The sequence below is a fragment of the Sphingomonas sp. FW306-05-A genome, from assembly GCF_058782275.1.
Genome location: NZ_JBYSXN010000002.1, coordinates 705,087 through 730,297, shown reverse-complemented (window position 1 = coordinate 730,297; position 25,211 = coordinate 705,087). Strand labels below are relative to the sequence as shown.

At 66.6% G+C, this 25,211-nt stretch carries 35 protein-coding genes and 1 tRNA gene; 15 read left to right on the top strand and 21 right to left on the bottom strand.

Features of this window, described 5'->3' with window-relative positions; genetic code table 11:
- Positions 1 to 6: 6 nt before the first annotated feature.
- Positions 7 to 417 carry a hypothetical protein gene (locus tag AC3WJR_RS12320; protein ID WP_492725330.1) on the bottom strand — a complete coding sequence of 137 codons (411 nt, stop codon included), beginning with the start codon at positions 415 to 417 and terminating at the stop codon, positions 7 to 9.
- Positions 418 to 491: 74 nt separating this feature from the next.
- Positions 492 to 851 (bottom strand): hypothetical protein, encoded by a 360-nt coding sequence (locus AC3WJR_RS12315; RefSeq protein WP_492725329.1) that lies wholly within the window; start codon positions 849 to 851, stop codon positions 492 to 494.
- A 322-nt stretch (positions 852 to 1,173) separates the two neighbouring features.
- Between AC3WJR_RS12315 and AC3WJR_RS12310 the strand changes: the two genes are divergently transcribed.
- Positions 1,174 to 2,217, top strand: a complete 1,044-nt coding sequence (locus tag AC3WJR_RS12310) for a rod shape-determining protein (RefSeq protein WP_354279349.1) — start codon at positions 1,174 to 1,176, stop codon at positions 2,215 to 2,217.
- A 52-nt stretch (positions 2,218 to 2,269) separates the two neighbouring features.
- On the opposite strand, the gene AC3WJR_RS12305 is transcribed toward AC3WJR_RS12310, so the two are convergent.
- A complete protein-coding gene (locus AC3WJR_RS12305; RefSeq protein WP_492725328.1) occupies positions 2,270 to 3,118 on the bottom strand; it encodes an oxidoreductase in 849 nt (282 codons plus the stop codon).
- Between the two features lie 334 nt (positions 3,119 to 3,452).
- Between AC3WJR_RS12305 and AC3WJR_RS12300 the strand changes: the two genes are divergently transcribed.
- Entirely contained in the window at positions 3,453 to 4,460 is a 1,008-nt protein-coding gene (locus tag AC3WJR_RS12300; protein WP_492725327.1) for a zinc-dependent alcohol dehydrogenase family protein, read from the top strand.
- A 292-nt stretch (positions 4,461 to 4,752) separates the two neighbouring features.
- Here the strand turns inward: AC3WJR_RS12300 and AC3WJR_RS12295 are convergent, their stop codons facing one another.
- The 6 genes from AC3WJR_RS12295 to AC3WJR_RS12270 all read right to left on the bottom strand — a co-directional run bounded on the left by AC3WJR_RS12295 (position 4,753) and on the right by AC3WJR_RS12270 (position 8,996).
- Complete coding sequence (locus tag AC3WJR_RS12295) at positions 4,753 to 5,151, bottom strand: Dabb family protein (protein ID WP_492725326.1); 399 nt, start codon at positions 5,149 to 5,151, stop codon at positions 4,753 to 4,755.
- A gap of 17 nt (positions 5,152 to 5,168) precedes the next feature.
- Positions 5,169 to 6,017: a hydroxypyruvate isomerase family protein gene (locus tag AC3WJR_RS12290; RefSeq protein ID WP_492725325.1), complete on the bottom strand. Its 849-nt coding sequence runs from the start codon at positions 6,015 to 6,017 to the stop codon at positions 5,169 to 5,171.
- A gap of 77 nt (positions 6,018 to 6,094) precedes the next feature.
- On the bottom strand, positions 6,095 to 6,868 hold the full coding sequence (locus AC3WJR_RS12285; protein ID WP_492725324.1) for a hypothetical protein: 774 nt from the start codon (positions 6,866 to 6,868) through the stop codon (positions 6,095 to 6,097).
- Between the two features lie 3 nt (positions 6,869 to 6,871).
- Entirely contained in the window at positions 6,872 to 7,873 is a 1,002-nt protein-coding gene (locus tag AC3WJR_RS12280) for a polysaccharide deacetylase family protein (protein ID WP_492725323.1), read from the bottom strand.
- A gap of 141 nt (positions 7,874 to 8,014) precedes the next feature.
- Complete coding sequence (locus AC3WJR_RS12275; RefSeq protein ID WP_492725322.1) at positions 8,015 to 8,245, bottom strand: hypothetical protein; 231 nt, start codon at positions 8,243 to 8,245, stop codon at positions 8,015 to 8,017.
- Between the two features lie 103 nt (positions 8,246 to 8,348).
- A complete protein-coding gene (locus AC3WJR_RS12270; protein WP_354279357.1) occupies positions 8,349 to 8,996 on the bottom strand; it encodes a murein L,D-transpeptidase catalytic domain family protein in 648 nt (215 codons plus the stop codon).
- Between the two features lie 224 nt (positions 8,997 to 9,220).
- On the opposite strand from AC3WJR_RS12270, the gene AC3WJR_RS12265 reads away from it, so the two are divergent.
- The gene (locus AC3WJR_RS12265) at positions 9,221 to 9,835 is read left to right on the top strand and encodes an alpha-ketoglutarate-dependent dioxygenase AlkB (RefSeq protein WP_492725321.1); all 615 of its coding nucleotides are present in this window, start codon (positions 9,221 to 9,223) and stop codon (positions 9,833 to 9,835) included.
- 4 nt (positions 9,836 to 9,839) lie between these two features.
- Here the strand turns inward: AC3WJR_RS12265 and AC3WJR_RS12260 are convergent, their stop codons facing one another.
- The 10 genes from AC3WJR_RS12260 to AC3WJR_RS12215 all read right to left on the bottom strand — a co-directional run bounded on the left by AC3WJR_RS12260 (position 9,840) and on the right by AC3WJR_RS12215 (position 15,703).
- Positions 9,840 to 10,601: an SDR family NAD(P)-dependent oxidoreductase gene (locus AC3WJR_RS12260; protein ID WP_492725320.1), complete on the bottom strand. Its 762-nt coding sequence runs from the start codon at positions 10,599 to 10,601 to the stop codon at positions 9,840 to 9,842.
- Positions 10,602 to 10,630: 29 nt separating this feature from the next.
- A tRNA-Phe gene (locus AC3WJR_RS12255) sits at positions 10,631 to 10,706 on the bottom strand.
- A 41-nt stretch (positions 10,707 to 10,747) separates the two neighbouring features.
- Positions 10,748 to 10,933, bottom strand: a complete 186-nt coding sequence (locus tag AC3WJR_RS12250) for a DNA gyrase inhibitor YacG (protein WP_354279361.1) — start codon at positions 10,931 to 10,933, stop codon at positions 10,748 to 10,750.
- On the bottom strand, positions 10,933 to 11,889 hold the full coding sequence (locus AC3WJR_RS12245; RefSeq protein WP_492725319.1) for a ribonuclease: 957 nt from the start codon (positions 11,887 to 11,889) through the stop codon (positions 10,933 to 10,935). The genes AC3WJR_RS12250 and AC3WJR_RS12245 overlap by 1 nt, the downstream gene beginning before the upstream one ends.
- Entirely contained in the window at positions 11,882 to 12,451 is a 570-nt protein-coding gene (locus tag AC3WJR_RS12240; RefSeq protein ID WP_492725318.1) for a Maf family protein, read from the bottom strand. Before AC3WJR_RS12240 ends, AC3WJR_RS12245 begins: the two co-directional genes overlap by 8 nt.
- A 43-nt stretch (positions 12,452 to 12,494) precedes the next feature.
- Complete coding sequence (gene infA, locus AC3WJR_RS12235; RefSeq protein WP_010162480.1) at positions 12,495 to 12,713, bottom strand: translation initiation factor IF-1; 219 nt, start codon at positions 12,711 to 12,713, stop codon at positions 12,495 to 12,497.
- A 271-nt stretch (positions 12,714 to 12,984) separates the two neighbouring features.
- Positions 12,985 to 13,407 (bottom strand): methylmalonyl-CoA epimerase, encoded by a 423-nt coding sequence (gene mce, locus AC3WJR_RS12230; RefSeq protein ID WP_492725317.1) that lies wholly within the window; start codon positions 13,405 to 13,407, stop codon positions 12,985 to 12,987.
- A gap of 3 nt (positions 13,408 to 13,410) precedes the next feature.
- A complete protein-coding gene (locus AC3WJR_RS12225) occupies positions 13,411 to 13,944 on the bottom strand; it encodes a hypothetical protein (RefSeq protein ID WP_492725316.1) in 534 nt (177 codons plus the stop codon).
- A 3-nt stretch (positions 13,945 to 13,947) separates the two neighbouring features.
- Positions 13,948 to 14,958, bottom strand: coding sequence for a cobaltochelatase subunit CobS (gene cobS, locus AC3WJR_RS12220; protein ID WP_010162485.1), 1,011 nt, complete (start codon positions 14,956 to 14,958; stop codon positions 13,948 to 13,950).
- A gap of 64 nt (positions 14,959 to 15,022) precedes the next feature.
- Positions 15,023 to 15,703 carry a winged helix-turn-helix transcriptional regulator gene (locus tag AC3WJR_RS12215; protein ID WP_492725315.1) on the bottom strand — a complete coding sequence of 227 codons (681 nt, stop codon included), beginning with the start codon at positions 15,701 to 15,703 and terminating at the stop codon, positions 15,023 to 15,025.
- Positions 15,704 to 15,769: 66 nt separating this feature from the next.
- Here AC3WJR_RS12215 and AC3WJR_RS12210 point away from each other — a divergent pair, with 66 nt between their 5' ends.
- From AC3WJR_RS12210 to AC3WJR_RS12185, 6 genes are read left to right on the top strand one after another with little or no spacing between them, the layout of a single operon-like run.
- On the top strand, positions 15,770 to 16,189 hold the full coding sequence (locus AC3WJR_RS12210; protein ID WP_492725314.1) for a VOC family protein: 420 nt from the start codon (positions 15,770 to 15,772) through the stop codon (positions 16,187 to 16,189).
- Between the two features lie 38 nt (positions 16,190 to 16,227).
- The gene (locus tag AC3WJR_RS12205) at positions 16,228 to 16,584 is read left to right on the top strand and encodes a DUF1428 domain-containing protein (protein ID WP_492725313.1); all 357 of its coding nucleotides are present in this window, start codon (positions 16,228 to 16,230) and stop codon (positions 16,582 to 16,584) included.
- 23 nt (positions 16,585 to 16,607) lie between these two features.
- Positions 16,608 to 17,390 carry a VOC family protein gene (locus AC3WJR_RS12200; protein WP_492725312.1) on the top strand — a complete coding sequence of 261 codons (783 nt, stop codon included), beginning with the start codon at positions 16,608 to 16,610 and terminating at the stop codon, positions 17,388 to 17,390.
- Positions 17,387 to 17,866 carry a VOC family protein gene (locus AC3WJR_RS12195; RefSeq protein ID WP_492725311.1) on the top strand — a complete coding sequence of 160 codons (480 nt, stop codon included), beginning with the start codon at positions 17,387 to 17,389 and terminating at the stop codon, positions 17,864 to 17,866. Before AC3WJR_RS12200 ends, AC3WJR_RS12195 begins: the two co-directional genes overlap by 4 nt.
- Positions 17,867 to 17,869: 3 nt before the next feature.
- Entirely contained in the window at positions 17,870 to 18,529 is a 660-nt protein-coding gene (locus tag AC3WJR_RS12190) for a glutathione S-transferase family protein (protein WP_492725310.1), read from the top strand.
- Between the two features lie 27 nt (positions 18,530 to 18,556).
- The gene (locus tag AC3WJR_RS12185; RefSeq protein WP_492725309.1) at positions 18,557 to 19,030 is read left to right on the top strand and encodes an SRPBCC family protein; all 474 of its coding nucleotides are present in this window, start codon (positions 18,557 to 18,559) and stop codon (positions 19,028 to 19,030) included.
- Positions 19,031 to 19,043: 13 nt separating this feature from the next.
- On the opposite strand, the gene AC3WJR_RS12180 is transcribed toward AC3WJR_RS12185, so the two are convergent.
- The gene (locus AC3WJR_RS12180; protein ID WP_492725308.1) at positions 19,044 to 19,652 is read right to left on the bottom strand and encodes a J domain-containing protein; all 609 of its coding nucleotides are present in this window, start codon (positions 19,650 to 19,652) and stop codon (positions 19,044 to 19,046) included.
- A 41-nt stretch (positions 19,653 to 19,693) separates the two neighbouring features.
- Here AC3WJR_RS12180 and AC3WJR_RS12175 point away from each other — a divergent pair, with 41 nt between their 5' ends.
- The 5 genes from AC3WJR_RS12175 to AC3WJR_RS12155 all read left to right on the top strand — a co-directional run bounded on the left by AC3WJR_RS12175 (position 19,694) and on the right by AC3WJR_RS12155 (position 23,092).
- Positions 19,694 to 19,993, top strand: coding sequence for a BolA family protein (locus tag AC3WJR_RS12175; protein ID WP_492725307.1), 300 nt, complete (start codon positions 19,694 to 19,696; stop codon positions 19,991 to 19,993).
- A complete protein-coding gene (locus tag AC3WJR_RS12170; protein ID WP_492725306.1) occupies positions 19,990 to 20,706 on the top strand; it encodes a glutathione S-transferase in 717 nt (238 codons plus the stop codon). Before AC3WJR_RS12175 ends, AC3WJR_RS12170 begins: the two co-directional genes overlap by 4 nt.
- Complete coding sequence (locus AC3WJR_RS12165) at positions 20,703 to 21,161, top strand: NUDIX hydrolase (RefSeq protein ID WP_492725305.1); 459 nt, start codon at positions 20,703 to 20,705, stop codon at positions 21,159 to 21,161. Before AC3WJR_RS12170 ends, AC3WJR_RS12165 begins: the two co-directional genes overlap by 4 nt.
- Complete coding sequence (locus AC3WJR_RS12160; protein ID WP_492725304.1) at positions 21,158 to 22,060, top strand: pirin family protein; 903 nt, start codon at positions 21,158 to 21,160, stop codon at positions 22,058 to 22,060. Before AC3WJR_RS12165 ends, AC3WJR_RS12160 begins: the two co-directional genes overlap by 4 nt.
- A gap of 144 nt (positions 22,061 to 22,204) precedes the next feature.
- On the top strand, positions 22,205 to 23,092 hold the full coding sequence (locus AC3WJR_RS12155) for an alpha/beta fold hydrolase (RefSeq protein WP_492725303.1): 888 nt from the start codon (positions 22,205 to 22,207) through the stop codon (positions 23,090 to 23,092).
- Positions 23,093 to 23,296: 204 nt separating this feature from the next.
- Here AC3WJR_RS12155 and AC3WJR_RS12150 read toward each other — a convergent pair whose 3' ends face one another.
- Positions 23,297 to 24,397: a DUF2332 domain-containing protein gene (locus tag AC3WJR_RS12150; RefSeq protein ID WP_492725302.1), complete on the bottom strand. Its 1,101-nt coding sequence runs from the start codon at positions 24,395 to 24,397 to the stop codon at positions 23,297 to 23,299.
- 85 nt (positions 24,398 to 24,482) lie between these two features.
- Here AC3WJR_RS12150 and hisG point away from each other — a divergent pair, with 85 nt between their 5' ends.
- Positions 24,483 to 25,145, top strand: a complete 663-nt coding sequence (hisG, locus tag AC3WJR_RS12145; protein WP_354279380.1) for an ATP phosphoribosyltransferase — start codon at positions 24,483 to 24,485, stop codon at positions 25,143 to 25,145.
- Positions 25,146 to 25,211 lie beyond the last annotated feature (66 nt).

Below are 25,211 nucleotides of genomic sequence, written 5' to 3'. Positions count from 1 at the left end.
GCCGGTTCAGCGGTTCCGGTAGCGGTCGAACCAGGGGGCCGCATCGTCGCCGTAGAGAAGGAGGATGGCGAGCCCCTCGACGCCAAGCTGAATGATCGACAGCGCGATCGCGGCGACGTCGCCGTCCCCCATCGGCGCGATCGCACCGATGCCGCGAAGGAAGGCGACGCTGGTGCCGAGCCCGAGGATCCACCGCAAGCCGAGCGTGTTGCGCGCGGCGGGGGAATTGCCGAACACCACCAGCAGCATCATCGACACGGCGAAGGCGATCCCGATGAAGCGGATCGCCTTGATCCGCATGGCGAGCGTCGCAGCGGCCTCGGGCGCGATCGGAAAGCCGAAATCCGGCGTCCGTCCGGCATAAAGCGCAAGGACGCCCGACACGATTACCGCAAAGCCGAACATCAGGGCGAACACGGTGATTGATAGCGGGCGGGGCACGGCTCTGTCTTCCACGCTAGATGCGGCAGCCGGTTGATATGCGGGCAAGTTTAAGACTTTGCTTCCGTATCTACCGCATCGCGCCGGGGATCGCGGATGGTGAGACCCTCCTTCGCCCATTTCGCGCGGGACTGGCACGTATCGCCGGAGACGCGCGGGTAGGGCTCGGCTGGTGCGGGATCCGCGAAGATCCGGATGCAATAGACATTGCCGCGTGCCTGGTAGCGCACGCGGTAGGTATCGGTGATCGTGGGCAGATCCCGCATCGTGGCGGACGGCGTGGCGCCGGAGGGGGCGGCGTGCGGCGGTGGTGCGCTCGCAAGGCTTGCGATCGCGATGAAAAACAGCAGGGGCATGACGAAACTCCAGGCGATCAAAGCGCCGACCTGTTCGGCGCGCCCCTTCGCCATGCGATTAGTGTGCCAATATGCTAACACACCTGAATTCCAAGTTTGCTGATGGTTTGGAGCTAATTGCGGGTCGCATTCGCCACCAAGACTTGGCGTACCGTGCCGGATGTCCGGCATTGCGATCGCCCGTCCGCATGAAAGGCGGCGGTGGTCGAAGCATGGTGTCTGTCCCGGCCAGTGCTCGGGTCATGGCGTCGGAGCGTCATCACCGGTCGTTTTGACGCAGACGGGCTTGACCGCTCGATTGCGGAAGACCACGGCCAGAGGCATTCCGTTCGCCCCGGGGGGCCTGTACTTCCCGACTTTTGAAGATTGTATGCCCATGCGCCTGTCTCGCCTGTTGTCACCTTCCTCCAGCGACCTGGCGATCGATCTCGGCACCGTGAACACCGTCATATATCTGCGCGAGAAGGGAATCGTCCTCAACGAACCTTCGGTCGTCGCGCTCGAGACGCTGGACGGGGTGCAGCGTGTCCGTGCGATCGGCGCCGAGGCCAAGCTGATGCTGGGCAAGACTCCCGATGCGATCCGCACGATCCGCCCGATGCGCGACGGCGTGATCGCGGACATCGATGTCGCCGAACAGATGATCAAGCATTTCATCGAGAAGGTGAACGGCGGGCGCAACTGGCTGTCGCGCGGCCCCGAGATCGTGATTTGCATCCCTTCCGGTGCAACCCCGGTCGAGCGTCGCGCGATCCGCCAGGCGACGATGAACGCGGGCGCGCGCAAGGTGCATCTGATCGAGGAATCGATGGCGGCCGCGATCGGGGCGGGCTTGCCCGTCGCCGAGCCGATCGGCGCGATGGTGGTCGATATCGGCGGCGGGACGACCGAGGTCGCGATCCTGTCGCTGCGCGGGCTGGCGTACAGCACGTCGGTGCGCGTCGGCGGGGACCGGATGGACGATGCGATCGCCTCCAGCATCCGCCGCAAGCACAATCTGATGATCGGTGAAGCGACCGCCGAGCAGATCAAGTTCGCAATCGGTACCGCGCTGATCCCCGAGGATGGCGTCGGCCAGGAAATGCGCGTCCGCGGGCGCGACCTGCTCAACGGCGTACCGAGCGAGATCACCGTCAACCAGGCGGAGATCGCGCAAGCGCTCGCCGATCTGGTCGGGCAGGTGATCGAGGCGGTGCTGTCCGCGCTGGAGAAGACCGAGCCGGAACTGGCCGCCGACATCTTCGATCGCGGAATTGTGATGACCGGGGGCGGCAGCTTGCTCGCCGGGCTCGACACGGTGCTGTCGGAGGCGACCGGATTGCCTGTGATCGTGGCCGAGAACGCGTTGACCTGCGTCGCGACGGGGGCGGGGCAGGCGCTCGACGACCAGGTGTTCCAGGGCGTTCTGACGACGGCGTGAACACCGCTACACCCCGCCGGTCCTGTCCGGACCGGCGGGGATGCGGATGCGATCAGGCGTCCGGATAGTCCGCGGCGAGGCTGGCGTCACGGTGCGCCTCGATCTCGGCGGAACGCGCGCGGAGCTTGTCGGTCACCGCGTCATAGCCCCATTTGCCAAGCACCAGATGGCGCGGTGGATTGGGATCGACCGTCAGCGCGATCATCGCTTCGCCCGCGCGGACGGGGTCGCCCGCCTGCTTGCCGCTCCCGCCGCGCGTGTCGGCAAGGCGCTTGGCCGCGGTGTCGGCATAATCGGCGATGGTGCTCTGCGTCTGCTGGAGCGAGCGGCCTGCCCAGTCGGTGCGGAACGGCCCCGGCTCGACACAGGTGACGTCGATCCCGAGCGGCTTGACCTCGGCGAGCAACGCATCCGAGAAGCCCTCGACCGCATGCTTCGACGCCGCATAATAGCCAGATCCCATAAAGCCGACGAGCCCTGCGACCGAGGTGATGTTGATGATATGCCCGCTCTTCTGCGCGCGCATGTGCGGCAGCACCGCGCGGGTCATCGCGAACAGGCCGAACACGTTGGCGTCGAACTGCTTGCGGATCTCGTCGTCGACGCCTTCCTCGATCGTGCTCTGATAGCCATAGCCTGCATTGTTGACGAGCACGTCGATCCGCCCGAACTTTTCGATTGCGGCTGCAACGACGCCGTCGATCTGGGCCTGCTCGGTGACGTCGAGCGCAAGCGCGAGGACGCGATCTGGTGCGGCTGCGGCGAGATCGGCGACGCGGTCGGCATCGCGGGCGGTGGCGATCAGGCGCCAGCCGCGGTCGATGATCAACTGCGCGAGGTCGCGTCCGAAGCCGGTCGAGCAGCCGGTGACGAGCCATACGGGGGAGGGGGAGAAGGCCATGCGCGTTTCGCTTTCCGGGTCAGGGGTTTGCAGCACAACGGCTTACCAAGTGGGGAGTTCATCGCTTTTTGACTGGGCACCGTATCCGCCTGTGCCGTCGATCGCCCGATGTTCCGCCGCGCTAAGTGTTGCCGCTTCTAAGCCCCTCCCCTTCAGGGGAGGGGTTGGGGTGGGGCAGTGCCTCGCAGAGAGCGGAGTTCTGCTGGACTGCCCCACCCCTAACCCCTCCCCTGAAGGGGAGGGGCTTCTTTGCATTATCCTTCTTCGGGGCCGGTCGCCGCCGCCGGGCGTTGAGCGCGCGAGACCGGGCAGTGGGCCCGAACAGGAGATTACGATGCGGACGATCACAGTGGGCAATCCGATGACGCTGGATACGCTGGCGCTGGGTGAAACGGCCGACCCGGGCCAGCCGGGCGCGGGGGAGATTCGGGTGGCGCTACACGGCAGCTCGCTCAACTTCCACGACCTCGGCGTCGTGACCGGGCGGATGGGCGAGGCGTCGGGCCGGATCCCGCTTGCCGATGGCGCGGGGCTGGTCGAGGCGGTCGGCGACGGTGTCAGCGAATTCGCGGTGGGGGACATGGTCGTGTCGTGCTTCTTCCCCGACTGGCAGGACGGCACGCCGACGATCGGTGACTTCAGCCGCACGCCGGGCGACGGGATCGACGGCTTCGCGCGCGAGGCGGTGGTGCTGCCGGCGACCGCCTTCACCCATGCCCCCAAGGGCTATGACGCGGTCGAGGCGGCGACGATCACCACTGCGGGCCTGACCGCGTGGCGCGCGCTGGTGGTCGACGGCAAGCTCAAGGCTGGCGACACGGTGCTGTTGCTCGGGACGGGCGGCGTGTCGATCTGGGCGTTGCAGATCGCCAAGATGATGGGCGCGACGGTGGCGATCACCTCGTCGTCGGACGAGAAGCTGGCGCGTGCCAAGGCGTTGGGCGCCGACCACTGTGTCAATTACCGTGACACGCCCGAATGGGGCAGCGCGATCCTCGAGTGGACCGGTGGGCGCGGAGTCGATCACGTCGTCGAGGTCGGCGGGCCGGGGACGCTCGCGCAGTCGATCACGGCGGTGCGGGTCGGCGGGCACATCTCGCTGATCGGCGTGCTGACCGGCGGCGCGGGCGAGGTGCCGACCGCGGCGCTGATGTCCAAGCAGGCGCGGTTGCAGGGGCTGATCGTCGGCAGCCGCCGCGAGCAGCAGGAGTTCGTCCGCGCGCTCGACGCGAGCGGCGTGCGCCCGGTGGTCGACCGCCGCTTCCCGCTGGAGCAGCTTGCGGACGCGTTCCGCTATGAGGTGGGCGCGGGGCATTTCGGGAAGATCGGTGTGGAATGGTGAGGCGGTAGCTTCAGGATGTGCGGGGGCGGGTGGTCGTGGGCTGAGAAGCCGGTGTGGAGGTCCGCTAGATGGCATCTTGCTGCCCCGCACGGGAGCACGGGAGGGTTCCGTCGGCACGCTGCAGTGCTGCCCGCTGCTGCCGCCGTAACGGCCCCTGCCGTCTCCCCTCCCTGGAAGGGAGGGGCCGGGGGTGGTTCGTATGGGGAGAGCGTGGCGCGCGCCGCTGGCCAACCCACCCCCAACCCCTCCCTTCCAGGGAGGGGAGAAAGCTCTGCGTCCTTCCAGTCGTCGGTCAGGCCGGCACGGTGTCGTAGACCACGACCTTGCGCCACAATGATGAGCACGCCGCGACGAACGCCAGATGCGTCGGATGCTCCTGATAGGCTTTCTGATCGGCGAGCGTGTCGAACAGCATCAGTTCCGAAACGTCGAAGCTGGCATCGACCACGTCGCGCTGTTCGGTCCCCGCCGGCACGCCGACGTGGAGCTCGCGCACCTGCGGTACTGCAGACAGCGTTTTCAGGCCGGCCACCAATTTGGCTCGGTCGTCCGCATTCCCGGGACGCTTGAGCCAGAAGAAAACCTGATGACGCACGCCGACCGATCCTTCGGCCTTGGCGGGACCGGCAACGGCCACCGCCGCAGCAGTAAGTCCGATGCCGGTAAGCGCTTGTCGTCGGTCGAAATCCACGTTGTTTCCCCGTTATCTCAGACCGTACATGTCTTGACCGCTGCCGCCAACGCGGTCAGCGGGTCGCCCACCGGCATGAACTCGTGCGCGAAATAGCCCTTGAAGCCAAGGTCCGCGACGCTCGTCGCGACCGCACGCCAGTTCACTTCCTGCGACCCGTCGAGGTTGTGGCGCCCCGGCACGCCGCCGGTGTGGAAATGGCCGAGCCACTGGATGTTCTCGCGGATCGTGGCGATCAGGTCGCCTTCCATGATCTGCATATGGTAGATGTCGTAGAGCAGCTTGACCCGCGGCGAGTTGACTTCCTTGCAGACCTTGACGCCCCACGCGGTATGGTCGGCCATGTAATCGGCATGGTCGCGCTTGCTGTTGAGCAGCTCGATGCAGATCGTGACGTCATTGTCCTCGGCGATCTTCTTGACGCGGTTGAGGCCGATGACGGCATTGGCCGCACCTTCCTCGTCCGACATGCCCTTGCGATTGCCCGAGAAGGCGATGACGTTGGGGACGCCTGCCTTGGCCGCCTGCGGGATGCCGACGCGGAACGCTTGCTCGATCGCGGCGTGGTTCTCGCGGCGGTTGAGGCCGTTGGGGATCGTCATCGGGGCGGCGGCATAGCCCATCGTGCAGCGCAGACCGTATTTGCGCGGCGTCTCATAGTCGGCAGGTTCGAGCAGATCGATTCCCTGCAGCCCCATCTTTGCCGCGGCGGCGCACAACTGGTCGAGCGGGATCTTCTGGTAGCACCAGCGGCTGACCGACTGCTTTAGCCTGCCTTTGGGTGGGGCGGCGAGGATGGGAGCGGGAATCCCCGCTGCCGCCCATGCTGCGAGGGACGATCCGATGATGTGGCGCCGGGTGATCATGCCCGCATCCTAATTGAGAAGCGCGGCACGGCAAGCTGTTGTACTACAAAAAGGGAAATTGTTTCGGACGGCGTGCGTCACCCCTGGCTTTGCATTGCCTGCCAGTGCCGCAGCGCCTCGGTCCGGACGACCTGTGCGATCGTCGCGGGGGTGAGGCCCTTGCGCGCGGTGTGGGGGAACAGCACGGTGGTGACGTCGCCACCAATGCTCTCCATCCGTTCGATCACGCGGCGGCACGTGCCCGTACTGTTCCGCGCGACGCACAGTTCGCGGCCGAGCGCGCGGTGGAGTGCGAGCGAGCCTTCACCGAGTTTCTCGAACGGGCCGGTGTCCGCGACGATCACCGGAATCGTTCGCCCGTGCGCGATCACCACGCCGAAATCGCCGACATCGACCCCGGTCATCCGGGTGAAGCGGCCCTGTTCGTCGCGCGGGCCTTCCCACGGGATGACGACATAGGGGATCTTGTCGGCATCGACCGGCGTCTCGCGGCCCTTGGCGTCGGGCAGCATCAGCGACGTCGGGCATTGGTCCATCGCGCCATGCGCCGGGCTGCACGCGAACGGCGATCCGTCGAGATCGACCGCGAGCTTGGCGACATAGGCGATCGCGCCACCCGGCAGGCGGCGGAGCGCGGTGACCGCGTTGGGATCGTCGCGACAACCGTGGACCTTATGCCCGTGGAAGCGGTCCGCACGGTCGCATGTGCCGAATTCCTGGCGATAGGCTTCGTCGATCGGTTCGCCCGCGGGGAGCGCGACGCCCGCGGGCCATGGGGAGGACGCCTGGACAGGCATGGGTGCCAACACCGCCCCCAGCAGGAGGGCGAGGCAGGGGAGGATGGTCTTCATGGGTCAGGAGGTCGCTGCAGCTCGAGGATCGGTCGCGCCTTCCAGCCGCGCGTCATAGGCGATGATCGCCTTGGGCACGGTCGGGAGCGACGCATAGGGGAGGGAACGGTGGAGGGTCAGCGACCAGCGATCGAGCCAGCCGGTGCCGTTCGGGCCGACATAGGTATCGGCAATCCGGTAAGCGGGGTCGCGCATCGCGGTGTCGAGCGGGACGACGCGCAGATGCTGGTCGTGCAGGATCGCGGCGAGATCGTCGATGCTGGCGGCGTTGAGATGGCTCGCGTGGAGCAGGAAGACGAACGCCGGCTCGCGGCCGAGCAGTTCGCGCCCCGCCTGACGATACCAGGCGACGATCTGGCGGGTGAACGTGAGGTAGGCGGATTGGATGCGCTGCGCCTCGGCGTGGTCGCCGCGCGCGACCGCGTCGTCATAGGGGGCGGCGAAGCGCCAGTCGGCATTTTCCATCGTCACGGGGGCGACGCGATAGCCATGCTTGGCGAGCCAGCCCTCGAAGCGGTGGCGTACTTCGGGTGATTTGCCGGTCTCGAGATACGGATACCGATACCATCGTTCACGCCGTCCGCGTGCGGCGAGCAGTGCGCCGGTGTCGTGCGCGCCGCGCGCGACGTCGGCGATGTACGTCTCGACCGGGACCGCGTTGAGCGACAGGTGTGAATAGCTGTGGTTGCCGAGGTCCATCCCGGCGTCGAGCCACTGTTGCAGCAACCGGAGTCGCTGGGCGTGATCGGGACCGGCGAGCTGGGACTCATTCACGAAGCCGGTGGCGGTGTAATGCTCGCGCTTGAGCCCGGCGAGCAGTCGCGTCGTCATCGCGGCACCGTCGGCGGGGGATGTCTTCTGGCCAAACACGGGCAGATCGTCGAACGTCAGCGCGACGGTTCCCCCGGGCGCTGGCGCGGCGATGGCGGGCGCGGTCGTGACGGCCAGCAGCGCGGCAGCAAGGACTCGCAGTGCCGTGCCGACACGGGGGATTTTTGCGGGCATCGCGAAGGGCTTTCGGATGGGTGGCGTGGTGCGCGCGGTGTTCCCGCAAAAGCAGGGATCCAGGGTGGCGCGCACCGTCAGACGGTGTTCTGCCGAACCCTGGATCCCGGCTTTCGCCGGAAAACGGTAGGGGCCGTGCTCTTACCGTGCGGGTTGCGCTGCGGCGGCCTTGGCCTTCTTTGCGTAATGGTGGTGCGCAATGGCGCAGCCGGCCGCCGCACCGGCGATTGCGTGGTGGTGTGCGTAATGGCCGGCGACGCCGCCCGCGACTGCGCCGCGGATGCAGCCCTTGGCCGATGCGGCGGTGTCGAGGGCGATGGTGCTGGTTGCCAGAGCGAAGATGGCGAGTGCGGGCGCGATAAGCTTGGTCATTGGGATCCCTTTACAACGGGTGGATCCCATCCCTGCGCCCGGGCGCATGACGGCGCGTCATCGCGGGCATGAACTTCCTGTCATGCCTGCGATTGGCGTAGCCTTAGACTTTTGCGGAGTAGATCATCCGGCCCTGGCCGAGCCGGGCGAAGACCTGGTCGAGATCGCCTTCGCTGACCGCGAAGCAGCCCTGGCTGCGGCCGAGCTGGCCGTGCGTGCGGACCATGTCGGGGTCGGCATACCATGCCGAATGAACCACCAGCGCACGCTGCAACGCATTGTAGTTGGTGCCGTCCAACCCGATCAGCCGCTGCGACCGGCCATGCTTGCCGACATAATAGTCCGATGCGACGAACGCGCCCTCGCTCGAGGCGTTCGAGCCTTCGCTGTTCGAGAAGCGCTGGAGATAGCCGGTGTGCGACGGGTCGCTGCCGCTGCCGTGGGTGACGAGCAGCGTCGTCGCCATGCCGTTCGCCATGTCGACCAGGTAGAAGCGCGGCTGCGCCGAGGAGAGCGAGAAATCGGCGATCGCGATCCGGTCATGGTGCGGGATTCGCGACCCGTGGCGCTGCAACGCGGCAAGCGCGTGACGCAGTAATTCGGGACGCACGACGCGAGTCGAAGCGAGCGGCTGGATCGTTGCCGGGGTCGGCGGACCGGCGAAAACAGGGGCCTGTGCGCGCGCCGGAACGATCGTCGAAGCGCCGAGCATGGCCAGTGCGGAACCGGCAAAAGCCCGGCGTGATAGCATAAGTGATTGATCTTGCACGGTTTGGAACTTGTCCCTCATCGTTGATAGCGTTGCTTTACCATATAAATGGGGCGCAATGTCTTAATCGGGGCGGTTCGATCCCGCCTTGGGGCAGTTTCCGTCCCGACTCCTGGGCGGTTCGTCGCAAAGCCGGTCGGACGATCTGCATATCGACGGGTCAGGAGCGTGTTGGGACCGGAGTCGCGGGTGCCTATATCGCATTCATGACCCCGCAACAGATCGACCTCTTCGGGGAATCATCCCCGCCCGGACTGACCGCGGCGGATGCTTTCCTTTCGGCGGGCGAGGAACAGGCGCTGATCGCAATGGTCGATGCCGCGGACCTGACGCCGTTCCGCTTCCAGCAATGGACCGGCAAACGCCTGACCGCGTCGTTCGGCTGGCATTACGATTTCGAGCAAGGCAGCTTCACCCCGACCGACCCGATGCCCGATATGCTCCTGCCGATCCGAGCGCGCGCCGCAGCGTTTGCGGGGCTCGAGCCGGAGGCGCTCGTCCAGGCACTGCTGATTCGCTACGATCCGGGGGCGGGGATCGGCTGGCATCGCGACCGACCGACGTTCGAGCATGTCGTCGGCCTGTCGCTGGGGGCACCCGCGATGATGCGGTTCCGACTGAGGAATGGCGCGCGCGAGGGCCGCGCGACCTATCGTCGCGAGGCGCAAGCGCTGGCGCCGCGATCGATCTACCGCCTCTCGGGCGAAGCGCGGTGGGACTGGGAGCATAGCATCGCCCCGATCGCGGAAACGCGCTGGTCGGTGACCTTCCGCAGCCTGTCCGCGCGTGGCCGGATCGACGCGCGCAACCGGTCTGCGTAACGCGTCAGCCTTCGCGCGCGACCGCGAAGCCTGCGAACGACTGGTTGACCGGCATCAGTTCGAGCGTGTTGATGTTGAGATGCTTAGGCTGCTCGGCGACCCACAGCATGGTGGCGGCGATATCCTCGGCGGTCATCGGGTTGACGCCGCCGTACAGCTTGTCCGACGCGGCCTGATCCCCGCCGGTGCGGACGGTGGTAAATTCGGTCTCGACCATCCCCGGCTCGATCGAAGTGACGCGGACGCCCTTGCCGTGCAGGTCGGCGCGGAGACCCAGGCTGAACTGGCGGACGAACGCCTTGGTCCCGCCGTACACGTTGCCGCCGGCATAAGGGTAGGTCGCCGCAACCGACGACAGGTTGATGATCGCACCCTTGCGCGCGACGATCCCCGGCAGCAGCAGCCGCGTGACGGTGGCCAGCGCGGTGATGTTGGTGTCGATCATCGTCTGCCAGTCGTCGAGCTTCGCCTCGTTGGCGGGCGACGTACCGAGCGCGAGACCGGCGTTGTTGATGAGCAGGTCGATGTCGGCGAAATCGGCGGGCAATCCGGCGATTGCGCTTTCGAGCGCAGCCTGATCGCGAATGTCGAAGGCAAGCGTGTGGACGGTGTCCGCGCCGAGCGCTTCGGTCAGCTTGTCGAGACGGTCCGCGCGACGTCCCGTGGTTACGACGCGCCATCCGGCGGCGGCGAAGGCGTGGACGGCCGCCGCGCCGATCCCGGCGGTCCCGCCGGTGATGAAGGCGGTTCGCTTGGTCTCGGTCATGGATGGGGTCCATTCGCGCTGTAAAGGAATGGTGCCCGAGGGCGGATTCGAACCACCGACACTGCGATTTTCAGTCGCATGCTCTACCAACTGAGCTACTCGGGCACACCGGGCGACCCCGCTGGGGCCGTCTGGGAAGCGGCCTCTTAGTCGGCTGATTTCGTGCTGTCTAGCCCGTCTTCTTCATCTCCTGGCGGAGTCGTCACAGGAATCGCATAGCCTTCGCCCAGCCATTGCAGCAGGTCGCGGTCGCGACAGCCCTGGCTGCAGAAGGGGGCGTGCGCCTGCGACAGGGGTTTGCCGCAGAGCGGACAGGGTTTGTTACGCGCCATCAGAGGACCTCGAAGTGCGGGGTGACACCGGTGCGCCTCGCCAGCGCAGCGGACCAGTCGGGGTTGGCGATCAACGCGGCATGAACGCGCGCAGTGACGCGGTGATTCGCGGGGACCGGGGGCGGGGTGCGCTCGATTCGCCGGAGCAGCGCGCGCGCCTGCGCCGCGGCGGGATCGGCGCGGAGCAATTCAGGGAGCGACGCGCGCGGGCGGCGGCGGATGATCTGGACGAAGCCGAAGCCGTTCATCGCGGTACGGTCGAAAGGCTGCGGGAGGCCTGCGTCGATCGCGGCGTCTATCGCGGCGCGCGCAGCCTTGCCGGTGATCGTCGGAAAATCGATCCCGATCGATCCGCCGATGTCCATGCGTACGATCGCCGCCGCGACCGCCTTCGCCGCCGCAAGTGCGAGCGGTTCGAGCGGGGGATAACCGTCGACGTCGAACAGCGTCATCGCGGGCGTCGGACTCATGCGAAGCGCGCCGCCGACCGCGCCGTGGAAGACGATGTCGCCGGTCATCGCTTCCTCGAGCACCTCGGACCAGCCCGCCGCCTCCAGCGCATCGGGTTCGTGTGCGTGGAGCGTGCGGATGGGGATGCCGCTTGCGGTGATTCGCGCGAGCAGGTCGGGGCCATCGCGCGGGGGGGCTTCGGCGGGGGCGACGCGCGGGAGCTTGGTGCGCCTGCCCTCGGGGATCGCCTCGCGGGTCAGTTCGACCGTCAGCGCGGCCCCCTGCGTGATGCCGGGGGGAAGCGGCGCCAGCATCGCCTCGCCGCCGTTGTAAGCGACACGGCCTTCGCGGCCTTTGACGGTGATTTCGATCAGACGGGCAGGGAAGATAGCGCCGAGTCGCGGGCCGGGGCGATCGAGCTCGATCCGGGCTTCGACGATCGCGCCGTCCACCACCAGCGCGGCACGGGTTTCGCCGATCCCGGCCTCGTGGAGCCACTCAGCCAAGCGGCACACCCGCCGCAAGCAGCAGCGCGCGCGTCTCGAACAGCGGCAGGCCGATCACGCCCGAATGCGACCCCGCCAGGAAGCGCACGAACGCCTCGGCGCGGCCCTGGATCGCATAGCCCCCCGCCTTGCCGAGCCCCTCGCCGCACGCGACATAGGCGTCGATCTCGGCCGGGGAGAGCGGCTTGAACGCGACGATCGTGTCCGACAGGCGGGCGCGCAGCTTGCCGGTCGAATCGATCACGCACACCGCGGTCAGGCAATGGTGGCGGCGGCCGGACAAAGCGGCGAGCATCTTGCGTACCGTCGCATCGTCGTCGGCTTTTCCGAGGATCCGGCGCCCGAGTGCGATGGTGGTGTCGCCCGCGAGGATCACCTCGCCCGGCGCACGCTCCACCGCGCGCGCCTTTGCAGCAGCGATCCGCTCGACGTAAACGCGGGCAGGTTCCGCCTTGAGCGGGGTCTCGTCGATATCGGGCGCGGCGACACGACCCGGCGTCACCCCGAGCCGCGCGAGCAGGTCGCGGCGGCGCGGCGAGGCGGAGGCGAGAACGAGGGTCATTGCAGCGTCTTCCCCGGGGATCGCGCCCGCGGAAGCGGACCGATCACTTGAAGCGATAGGTGATGCGACCCTTGGTGAGATCGTACGGCGTCAATTCAACCAGCACTTCGTCGCCCACGAGGACGCGGATGCGGTTCTTGCGCATCTTGCCGGCGGTATGGCCGAGAATTTCGTGGTCGTTTTCGAGCTTTACGCGGAACATGGCGTTGGGGAGAAGCTCCACCACCTGTCCACGCATTTCGAGCAGTTCTTCCTTGGCCAAACAAACCTCTAGCGATGTTACGGAAATACGGGAGCGCGGCCCTTAGCCGAAGGTGGGCCAAAAGGGAAGCGCGGGGGTGAGGGGGGCGGAGATGAGGCTTGTTGTCCGAAGGTTTGATCGTCAGCCCCTCCTCAGCTGCCGTCATGCTCAACTTGTTTCAGCATCCACCGCGCAACAGGCACGGTCCGGACTCGCGGAGGGCTGGATCCTGAAACGAGTTCAGGATGACGGATGAGGAGGACGGCCGATTGGAGAGGAGCGGCGCAGGCCGTCAGTCGTGGTCGCGGTGCGGCGTTTCCATCAGCTCGACCAGCACGCCGCCCATGTCGCGCGGGTGGATGAAAACGATCGGCGTGCCGTGCGCGCCAATGCGGGGTTCGCCGAGGATCGTCGCGCCCTTGGCCTTCAGGTCGGCGACAGCGGCGTGGATGTCGGGAACCTCGAAACACACGTGGTGCTGCCCGCCCGCGGGGTTCTTGCGCAGGAACCCCGCAATCGGCGAACTGTCGTCATACGGTTCGATCAGCTCAATCTGGGTGTTGGGCGTATCGATGAAACACACCTTCACCCCCTGCGCGGGAAGATCGAACGGTTCCCCGATCCGTGTCGCGCCCATCAGGTCGCGATAGACGGCAATCGACTTTTCGATCGACGGCGTGGCCACGCCGACATGGTTGAGACGGCCGAATTCCATCGCTTATTCCTCGTCGGAAGACGCCGGGGTCGGCTTGGCGTCGGGCAGGGCGGCAGGCACCGCGGATCGCGCTGGGACCACACCGATCTCATACGCACACGCACCGAGCACCCGGCGGACCGGCGCATCGGTCGCGGGCCCAGCGAAGGTTGCATCGACCGGCGTGTTGTCGGGGTTGATGACGCGGACCTTGATCGTCTTGCCGCGCGCGATCTGTGCGGCGAGCGTGGTAACGATCGCGTCCTGACTGGTAAACGCGCCGCTCCCGGGGAACTGCCAGTTCGCGCCGAGCCAGCCATTGTCGTCGATGTTCATCGACACCGGGCGGGGTTGCGCTGCGGGGAAGCCGCCGCGCGGGATGAACTGGATCGAGACGATCTTTTCCTTGGCGGCATCGCACCGCACCACCAGCCGCGCCTTGCCGTCCTCGGACCAGACCGAGGTCGAGGTCGCCGTGCTCGCCGCGCCCACCTTGGTCGTCACCAGCCACGGCACGGGGGGCGTGGCGGCGACTTGCAGGAGCAGGGCGAGCAGCATGGCCTACTTCACGCCCGCGCCGACGACGCTCTCGGGCAAGTCCTTGCCGAACACGCGCTGGTAATATTCCGCGACCAGCGACCGCTCGGTCTCGTCGCACTTGTTGAGGAAGGACAAGCGGAACGCGAAGCCGACGTCGCCGAAGATCAGCGTGTTCTGCGCCCAAGTGATGACGGTGCGCGGGCTCATCACGGTGGAGATATCGCCGTTCATGAAGCCGCGGCGGGTGAGATCCGCGACGCGGACCATGTTCTCGACCTCGGCCTTGCCGGTCGGCTTGTCGTATTCGCCCGACTTGGCGAGCACGATCCGCGCCTCGACCGCGGCGGGCAGATAGTTGAGCGTGACGACGATGTTCCAGCGGTCCATCTGGCCCTGGTTGATCTGCTGCGTGCCATGATACAGGCCCGACGTGTCGCCGAGGCCGACCGTGTTGGCAGTCGCGAACAGGCGGAAATACGGGTTCGGGCGGATCACGCGATTCTGGTCGAGCAGCGTCAGCTTGCCCTCGGTTTCGAGCACGCGCTGGATCACGAACATCACGTCGGGCCGGCCCGCGTCATATTCGTCGAACACGAGTGCAGTCGGGGTCTGCAGCGCCCAGGGGAGCAGGCCTTCGCGGAATTCGGTGACCTGCTGGCCGTCGCGCAGCACGATCGCGTCGCGGCCGACCAGATCGATGCGGCTGATGTGCGCGTCGAGGTTGATGCGGATGCATGGCCATTTGAGGCGCGCCGCGACCTGTTCGATGTGCGTCGACTTGCCGGTGCCGTGATAGCCCTGGACCATCACGCGGCGATTGTGCGCGAAGCCGGCGCAGATCGCGAGCGTGGTCGGCGCATCGAACACATAGGCCGGGTCGAGATCGGGAACGCGCTCGTCGGCTTCGCTGAAGGCGGGGACTTCCATGTCCGAATCGATCCCGAACAGGTCGCGGACTTTCACCATGCGATCGGGCGCATCGAGGATCGTCGTCTCGCGGCTGTCTGGCTGGGTGTTGGGGATATCGGTCATGAGGGGGGCGCTCTTACAGAAGGTCCGCCCTCCCTAGCCGTTTGCGGCGCGCCAAGTCGAGCCGTCAGTTGCATCCGATCTTTGGCGGAAGTTCGAAAAACGTGCAGAAACGCGCGGCCAGCGCGACATCGCCGCTGACCGCAAGGCGCCCCTGCGCAACGACGTCCGGCAAGGGGGTGGTGCCGAACAGCGCGGGCAGGAACGCGTTGGGCTTGCCCGAAAGCATGGCATCCGCGTGGTCGAGCGTGCCGCGTTCGATCAGCACCATGCCGTTCGCGACACGCGCGCCATAAGCGTCATTGCCCATGCGAAACCCGATCGTAGCGTCGAAGCCGTGGGTACGCTCGGGCAGGAGCATCATCCGCAGCGCCAGCATCAACGAGACGGGCGAAAACGGCAGCGAAGGATCATGCGCCGGGGAGCGCAGCGCCCAGCGCCCGAGCGCCATGACGATCGGTTCGGCTTCGCGGCCCCACTGCGTCAGCGCATAGACATGGACAGTCGCGGGGGGCGGTGTGGTTTTCCGCGTCAGCACCCCGGTGGCTTCGAGCGTTTGGAGCCGCTGTGTCAGAACGTTCGCACTCACGCCCGGCAGCCCGTCCCGAATCTCGCCAAAACGGCGCGGGCCGAGCAGGAGCTCCCGCACGATCAGCAGCGCCCAGCGTTCGCCGAGAAACTCGAGCGCGAGCGCGGTTCCGCAGGCGTCGCCATACCAGCGCTTGTTGGTTATCTTTTCTAACTTCATGGTTGTTTTTGCTACCCAGTCGGAGCAGACTTTGCAAACGACGAGTCGCAAAGGGGAGAGTGCGCCGTGGCCAAGGGAATCTTCATCAGCCTTCCGGTTGCGGACGTGGGGCGTTCGACCGCTTTCTACGAAGCGATCGGCTGCACGCGCGATCCGCGTTTTTCCGGCGACCAGGCGGCGGCAATGGTCTGGTCGGATACGATCACCTTCATGCTCGCCCGTCACGACTTCTACGGTACTTTGACCACGAAACCGATCGCCGACGTCGCCGCGACCAGCGCCGCGCTGTTTGCACTCTCGTGCGATACGCGTGAAGCGGTCGATGCCTTCGCGGCAAGTGCGCTCGCCGCTGGTGGCCGGGAGGTCCACGGCGCGGAAGACCACGGCTTCATGTACTCACGCGGGGTCGAGGATCCCGACGGCCACGGTTTCGGGCCGGTATGGATGGATGAGGCGGCGACGGACGCTGCCATGGAACTGGCCTGACCCGCGCTTCGACTCGACTGGCATCAGGAGAGGATCGCATGACCTACGTCGATGGCCTCGTCATTCCCGTCAGGGCGGGAACCAACAGCGCTGGCTATGCACGCTTTGCCGAGGCGATCGCGCCGATCTTCCGGGACCATGGCGCGACGCGCGTCGTGGAAGGGTGGGCGGACGACGTGCCGGACGGAAAGCAGACCGACTTTCGCCGCGCGGTTCAGGCGAGCGACGGCGAGACGGTCGTGTTCTCGTGGATCGAATGGCCCGACAAGGCGGCGCGTGATGCCGGCATGGCAAAAGTGCGCGCGGATCCGCGGATGGTTCCGACCGGCGTCGACATGCCGATCGATGGCGCGCGAATGATTTTCGGCGGCTTTCAGGTGGTGCTCGACTGCTGATCGACCTGGGGAGGGGAACGACGATGACAAACGCCTATGGCACGCCGATCTGGTATGAATTGGTCAGCCCCGATCCCGGTGCCTCGCGCACCTTTTATGACGCGGTGCTTGGCTGGGAGATAGACGCCGAGTCCCCGGCGGGGATGGATTATCGCATGATCGCGACCGGCAACGGCAACGTTGGCGGGGTTATGCGGCTGACCGACGAAATGGCGGCGGGCGGCGCGACGCCGAAATGGCTGTTTTATATCGGGGTCGAGGATGTCGATGCGACCGCCGCGGCGATCTCCGCTGCGGGCGGCGCCGTCCTGATGCCAGCGTGGAGCATTCCCGGCATCGGCCGGATGGCGGTGGTCGCGGATCCGCAGGGAATCCCTTTCTACATCATGCGCGGCGATAGCGATGAAGCGAGCACCGCGTTCGACCGCACCGACATGGGCAAATGCCACTGGAATGAACTGGTCACGTCGGACCAGCCGTCGGCCAACGCCTTCTACGCCACGTTGTTCGGCTGGAGCTACCCGAACAGGATGGTATTGCCGGATGGCCGTGGCGACTATGTCTTCATCCATGCCGGTGACGGCGAGATTGGCGCGACGATGCCGCGTCAAAGTCCGGAACAGCCGTTGGGCTGGCAATTCTACTTTCGCGCACCCGATATCGAAGCTTCGGCGGCGGCAGTGCGCGACGGCGGCGGGACGGTGCTGCTGGGGCCGCACGAAGTCCCGGACGGGGACCGCATCATCGTCGCTACCGATCCGCACGGGGTCGTCTTTGGCGTGGTGGCGGCCGGCGCACCGGCGTGACCGGGAAGATCGCTGCCTGCATCTGGTATGACGGCGCGGCGGAGGAAGCCGCCACCTTCTATGCGGCGACCTTCCCCGAAAGCCATGTCGGCTCGGTGCATCGCAGCCCCGCGGATTATCCCGATGGCGCGGCCGGGCAGGTGATTACCGTGGCGTTCACCGTGTGCGGCATGGCGTTCCTCGGGCTCAATGGCGGCCCGCGTTTTCCGCACAGCGAGGCGGTGTCGTTCCAGGTCTATACCGATGACCAGGCCGAGACCGATCGGCTGTGGCACGCGATCGTCGATAACGGCGGCAGCGAGAGCATGTGTGGCTGGTGCAAGGACCGGTGGGGCCTGTCGTGGCAAATCACGCCGCGCGCGCTGATGACGGCGATGGCAAACCCCGATCCGGCGGCGGCGCGGCGCGGGATGGAGGCGATGATGACGATGCGCAAGATCGATATCGCCGCGATCGAAGCCGCAGTGCTGGGATAGGCGATGGCGCTGGAACTCTACGGTCACCCGTTTTCGTCCTACACATGGAAGGCGCTGATCCCGCTGTACGAAAATGCCACGCCCTTCACGTTCCGCCCGCTGGGGCCGGAGCAGCGGGATAACGGCCGCGCGCTCAAGGCAGTGTGGCCGATCGGCAAGTTTCCCGTGCTGGTCGACGCGGGCGTTCCCGTAGTCGAATCCTCGACGATCATCGAATATCTCGACGTGCATCATGCCGGTCCCGTGCGGTTCCTGCCCGCCGATGCGGTGGCGTCGATCGAGGTGCGGATGCTCGATCGGATCTTCGACAATCATGTGATGGGGGTGATGCAGCGCGCGGTGATCGACGCGATGCTGCCGCTCGAGCGGCGCGACCCCCATGTTATGACCGCGGTCTCCACCGCGCTCGACACGATCTATGCCTGGCTCGACGAACGGCTGGCAGGCCGCGCCTGGGCGGTGGGCGAGGCCTTCACGCTGGCGGATTGTGCCGCCGCTCCGGCGCTGTTCTACGCCGACTGGGTTCACCCGATCGAGCCGCGCTTTCCGACGGTACACGCTTATCGCGAACGGCTGCTTGCGCGCGCGTCGGTCAAGCGGTGCGTCGACGACGCGCGGCCGTATCGCGCGCTGTTCCCGCTGGGCGCACCGGACCGCGACTGAAACTTCCGAGCGGATGAGGAATGATCCATGTCGAGCTGCGCCCTTCCCCCGACCCCGGTGCATGAACTGCGGATCACGCGCCTGATCGACGCGCCGCGTGCGGCGGTCTGGCGCGCCTGGACCGATCACCTTGCCGAATGGTGGTGCCCCGCGCCATGGACCGTCGAAATTGTCGAGCAGGATGCGCGTCCGGGTGGTCGCTCTGCGGTGATCATGCACGGGCCCGAGGGCGAGGTCATGCCGCAGGAGGGGGTTTTCCTGGAGATCGTGCCGATGGAGCGAATCGTCTTCACCGATGCCTTCACCAAGGGGTGGATCCCGGCGGGGCCGTTCATCGTCGGCTTCATGGAATTCGCCGACGAAGCAGGCAAGACACGCTATTCCGCTGGTGCCCGCCACTGGACCGAGGAGGCGTGCGCGCAGCATGAGGCGATGGGGTTTACCGACGGCTGGGCCAAGGTGGCCGAACAGTTGGAGGTCGTTGCTCGGCGGATCGCGTGACCCGGCACCGCGGTCACGCGAACGCCGGTGCGCCCTTCAACTGCGTATAGGCGCCGATCACCTCCTGCAGCTTGGATTCGAAACTGCGGTCGCCGCCGTTGCGATCCGGATGATAGCGCCGCACCAGCTCGGCATAGCGCTCGCGCAATGCGCGCCGGTCGACGTCGGTCGCGAGGCCGAGCACCTTGAGCGAGCGCCGGTCCGCTTCGGACAACGGACGCCCGTCCTTGCGTTGCGCCTCCGCCGCGCGGCGGAATCGCGCGCCGATCGCGTCGAGCGGGTCGTGGAAGTCGGACCATTTTGGCGGAACATCCGCGCCCGAATGCGCGAACGCGCGGGTTTCGCGCTCCCATCCGGAAAAGGGCCGTTGCTGTTGCTGGATTTCGTCCGGGCTCATGCCGGAGAAGAAGTTGTAGCGCGCATTGAACGCACGGACATGCTCGAGGCAGAACCAGCGATAGGGGCGCGGTCCCTCGAACCCGTTCGCCGGGCCTTCTTCGGGCGGCGCGCGGAATTCGCCCGGTTCGGGGCAGCCAGGGTAGGAGCATAGCCGTCCGGTCCCCTCCACGCGGCCGTGGAAGCGGGCATTGGGTCGGTCTTTCTTTTCGGATTCGCGCGCCACGCAGGCTCCCTGAGGATGCAAAAGCGCCCTATATAGGCGCGATGATCGAACCTTCCAGCACAGCCGCCGCCCCCATTCCGCTCGTCGTCGAGATTGAGAACCGACTGAATTCGGCGCTTTCCCCGACGCGTCTCGACGTCAGCAATGACAGCGCGCAGCATGCCGGGCACATGGGGGACGATGGTACGGGCGAGTCGCACTTTTCGGTGACGATCGAGGCGCCCGCCTTTGCCGGCGTGTCCCGTGTGCAGCGGCAGCGGCTGGTCAATCAGGCGCTGGCGGATCTGCTGCGCGACCGCATCCACGCCCTTGCGATCCGCGCAACGGCGCCGGGAGAATGACGGTGCGCTACGGGCTGTGGTATTGGCCAAGTATCCAGGGGCGCGGCGAGTTCCTCCGCCTTCCGCTGGAGGCGGCAGGGATCGACTATGTCGATTGCGCGCGCGAAGAGGGAGTCGAGGCGCTCGTCGCCAACTTGGCGCAGCACGCCGCCAAGCGCGGATCGTTCGCGCCGCCCTATCTCGAACTTGACGGGATGGTGATCGGCCAGGTTGCCAACATCCTGCAATATCTGGGCGACCGACATCAGATCGGCCTGTCGACGATGGCCGAGCGGCTGTGGCTCAACCAGCTCCAGTTGACGCTGTGCGACCTGGTGGCCGAGGTTCACAATGTCCACCATCCGGTCGACGTGGCGACCTATTACGAAGACCAGAAGACGGCAGCCCTGGCCGCCGCCGATTCATTCCGCGACGAGCGGTTGCCCAAGTTCCTCGACCATTTCGAACGCGCAGCCACGTCGCATGGCGGTGACTGGCTGATCGATCATCGCTGGACCTATGCCGATACCTCGCTGTTCCAGGTGGTCGAGGGGCTACGCTATATGTTCCCCCGACGCATGGCGGCGATCGAGCAGGATTATCCCAACGTGATCGCAATCCACGATCGGGTGGCCGACCTCCCCGGCATCCGCGCCTATCTCAAGAGCGAGCGGCGCTTGCCGTTCACGACCGAGGGCATCTTTCGGCACTATCCGGAACTGGACGGCGAATGACCGACACCGATGGACCGCGCGCGCTTCGTCCCGCCGCGCGCATCCTGTTGCGCGATGCGGCCGACCGGGTGCTGCTGTTCCGCTTCGATCCCGACGACCGCCCGCCGTTCTGGTGCACCCCCGGTGGCGCGCTGGATCCGGGCGAGGATTATGCGACCGCGGCGCGGCGCGAGCTGATCGAGGAAACCGGGATCCACGCCGATCCGGGGCCGGAAGTGCTGCAACGCGACGTCGAGTTCATCACCATCGAGGGCGTGCCGGTCAGCGCGGACGAGCGCTATTTCCATGTGCGCACCGATGCTGACGCGATCGACACCGCTGGCCATACCGCGCTCGAACAGCGGGTGATGACGCGCTGGCGGTGGTTTACCGCCGACGAACTCGTCGCGCTGGACGAGCCTTATTTTCCGAGCGATCTCAGCGACATTCTTGCGGCACTGGAGACCGACCTGTGACCAATGACGATCTGATCCTGCAGACGATTACCCCGGTGACGCACGACCTTGGCGGGTTCAAGGTGCATCGTACGCTGCCGTCGCGACCGCGGACGATGGTCGGGCCGTTCATCTTCTTCGACCAGATGGGGCCCGCCGTGCTGAGCGTGGGGGAGGGGATCGATGTCCGGCCGCATCCGCATATCAACCTTGCCACAGTCACTTACCTGTTTGCGGGGGCGATCGATCATCGCGATTCGGTCGGGAGTCTGGCCACGATCGAGCCCGGCGCGGTCAACCTGATGACCGCGGGCAGCGGGATCGTCCACAGCGAGCGTTCGCCGACTGCCGAGCGGGCGCACGGCCCTGAATTGTCGGGGATTCAGACCTGGATCGCGCTGCCGGAAAAGGACGAGGAGATGGACCCCGCGTTCGAGCATGTCCCGCGCGACAAGCTGCCGGTCGTCGAGACGCCGGGGGCGAAAGCACGCGTCGTTATGGGCAATTTGTGGGGCGTTTCCGCGCCGACCACGACCTATGCGAGCACGATTTACGCCGATATCATGCTGGATCCAGGCGGTTCGGTCCCGATCGACGCAGCCGCCGACGAGCGCGCGCTGTATGTCGCGATGGGGGAGGCGACGCTCGACGGGATGACGCTCGAACCGATGACGCTGTACGTCGTGCGCCCGGGGATCGCGGCCACCTTGCGGTCGGCATCGGGCGGGCGCGTGACCTTGTGCGGCGGCGAGGCGTTCACGACGCCGCGGCATGTGTGGTGGAACTTCGTTTCCTCGCGCCGCGACCGGATCGACGAAGCCAAGCGCGCGTGGACCGCGGGGGAGTTCGCGCGGGTGCCGGGGGACGAGAAGGAGTGGATTCCGATTCCGGCGGTGCCGAAGACGGTTAGCTATCCGTGATTAATGCTTAAGCCCCTCCCCTTCAGGGGAGGGGTTGGGGGTGGGGCAGTATCTCATCGAGAGGCCGGTTTGGCTGGACTTCCCCACCCCAACCCCTCCCCTGAAGGGGAGGGGCTTTAGAAGAACAAAAAAGGGAGAGAGACAGTGGCTGAAGACCTGCACCGGATCGATCTGGCCACCGGCGTGACGCTCGACGTCGCCACCGCGGGCGACCCGGCCAAGCCGCCGGTCATCCTGCTCCACGGCTTCCCCGAATCGCACCGCACCTGGCGCGAGGTGATGCCCGAGCTCGCCCGCGATCATTTCGTCATCGCGCCCGACCAGCGCGGGTTCGCGCGGTCGTCCAAGCCCGCCGAGGTCAGCGACTATACCCCCGACAAGATCGTCGCCGACCTGCTCGCGCTCGCCGACCATTTCGGGGTCGCGCAGTTCATGCTGGTCGGGCACGACTGGGGCGGCGCGATCGCGTGGATGGCGGCGTTGCAGAACCCCGACCGGATCACGCGCCTCGTCATCATTAACGCGCCGCACCCGTTCGTCTTCCAGTGCACGCTGTTCGACGACATGGCGCAGCGCGCGGCGAGCCAGTACATCCGCGCGTTCCGTAATCCGGAGATCGAAAAGCATGTCGAGGGGATCGGTCTGTCGGCGTTCTTCGACAGTAGCTTCGCCAAGCATGCCGATGCCGCCAAGATCGCGGACGAGAAGCCGGTCTATCTCGACCAGTGGAGCCAGCCCGGCGCGCTGACCGCAATGCTCAACTGGTATCGCGCGAGCGCCATCATCGTGCCTGAGATGGACGAGACCCCCGAGCGCCCCGCGTTCCTCGACGCGCCATTCCCGCCGGTGCGGCAGCCGACGCTGGTGATCTGGGGGATGAAGGATGTGGCGTTGTTGCCGAGCCAGCTCGAGGGGCTGGACGTGTTGGTGCCGGACCTGACGGTGCGGCAAGTCGATGCGGGGCATTTTGTGCCGTGGGAGAATGCGCCTGCGGTGGTTGCCGCGATCCGGGGGTGGTTGGAGGATAGCTGACGCTAGCGCGGTTTTATTCGAACGCGTTCTCATAAGGCCGCTTTCCGTTTTAAGGCCGCTTCCCCGGCGAAGGCCGGGGCCCAGTAGCGAAGGTTCTTGTTACCGCGCGCTGCGCCCTTTTACCGTCGTCTCTCGACTGGGCCCCGGCCTTCGCCGGGGAAGAAGTAAGAAGTGAGAAGCAGGAAGGGGAAGCGTGCAGAAGGTTCAAACCGCGACCCTCGCACCCTCCGGCAGCGCTACCAACGGTGCATCCCCATTCCCCCCGCCGCTATCCACCCAGGCGCCATGCGCATGCGCGGTGGCAACCGTCTCCCACGCCCCATCCCCCGGCCAGCTTCGCGCGCGGATATTCTGGTGGCCGACCGATCGGTCCGGCTCCATCATCACCCAGCCGAGCGGACGTTCCTCCGTCGCCCGCGCACCCGCCGCCTGCATTGCCGCGCGGATCCGCTCTGCGACGGGCTCGGGCAGATATTGCCACACGACCGAATGCATCAGCACCCGAGTCACCCCCGCCGCCTGTGGTTCGGCGAGTTGCGCCTCGATCCAGTCGGCGGCATCCGCGCGGACCAGATCGACCCCGCGCGCCCCGAGCATCGCGATCGCGGTGCGCACGCGCGCGAGCCGCTCGGGGGTGTCGGGCCAGACATAGGCCGCGAGCCGCGTTGCGACCGCCGGGTCGGTCGCGTCGATCGGGTTGATGTCGCAGCCGCGCACCGACACGATGTCGAGCGGCACGGAGAGGGCAGGGGACCCCGTCCACGCGGGTCGGATCGTCACTGGCGAGTCCGCGGGGCCATAAAGCGTCCCGCCGAGATCGAAGCGATAGCGGTCGATCAACAGGTTGAGCCCCGCGCTCGACCCGATCTCGAGCAGTTCGATCTTCGGCCCGTGCCGCTGCGCCAGAGCGATCAGTCCGAGCATCAGTGCGCCCGACCGCCCCGGCTCGTTGGTCTGCGGCGGCCCGTCGAGCCACGGGAGGAGCGCCGCCGCATGCTCGGCGAACACGCGTTCGAGCGTTGCGCTGATCTCGCCCGGATCGGTGACGCGCCCCGCATACACCTCCGCCAGCCCCGCATCCTGCCCCGCCAGCACCAGCGCATGCAGCCCGCCGAACAGCCGCAACGGCAGCGCGTCGCGCGTCGGCTCGCCCGGCCAGTCGAGCACTCGCTTGCCGATCGCGCTGTCCCGCGTGAGGCCCGCCGCCACCGCCGCGCACATTCGCGCGTAGATCGGCGCGGCATTGCGGTCGCAATAATGCTGCTGGATCAGGAAGGCGCCGCGGTTGGTCTGTTCGTCGGCCATTGAACCAATCCTTTTTGCGCGGCGTTTGGTGTGTTTCCCGGCGTTGTTGCGCCTACCCCCCCGCCCAAGTAAAGCCCCGACCCATATGGCCGACCCGATCATCATTGCCGTCCCCAAGGGGCGTATTCTGTCCGAAGCGGTTCCCTTGCTGGAACGCGCTGGAATCGTTCCCGAAGCCGCGTTCAGCGACCCGGATTCGCGCGCCTTGCGCTTCACCACCAACAATCCTGGGATCGACCTGATCCGCGTCCGCGCGTTCGACGTCGCGACGTTTGTTGCGCATGGCGCGGCGCAATTGGGGATCGTGGGGTCGGACGTGCTCGCGGAGTTCGACTATTCCGAACTGTACGCGCCGGTCGATCTCGGGATCGGGCATTGCCGTTTGTCGGTCGCCGAACCTGCGGATCTGGCGGCGCATGACGACCCGCGGGGGTGGAGCCATGTTCGTATCGCGACCAAATATCCGCACGTTACCGAAGCGCATTTTGCCGCGCGGGGCGTGTCGGCGGAGTGCGTCAAGTTGAACGGGGCGATGGAGCTTGCGCCGCTGTTGGGGTTGGCGCCGCGGATCGTCGATCTGGTGTCGTCGGGGCGGACGCTCAAGGAGAACGGGTTGGTCGAGGTGGAGGTGATCTGCGAGGTCACCAGCCGGCTGATCGTCAATCGCGCCGCGTTCAAGACGCGCGGGCAGATCGTGCCGCTGGTCGAGGCGTTTCGGCGGGCGGTTTCGCGGGAGATGGCGGCGTGAATTTAGTTTCTATTCTTAAGCCCCTCCCCTTTAGGGGAGGGGTTGGGGTGGGGCCGTGCCTCCTTC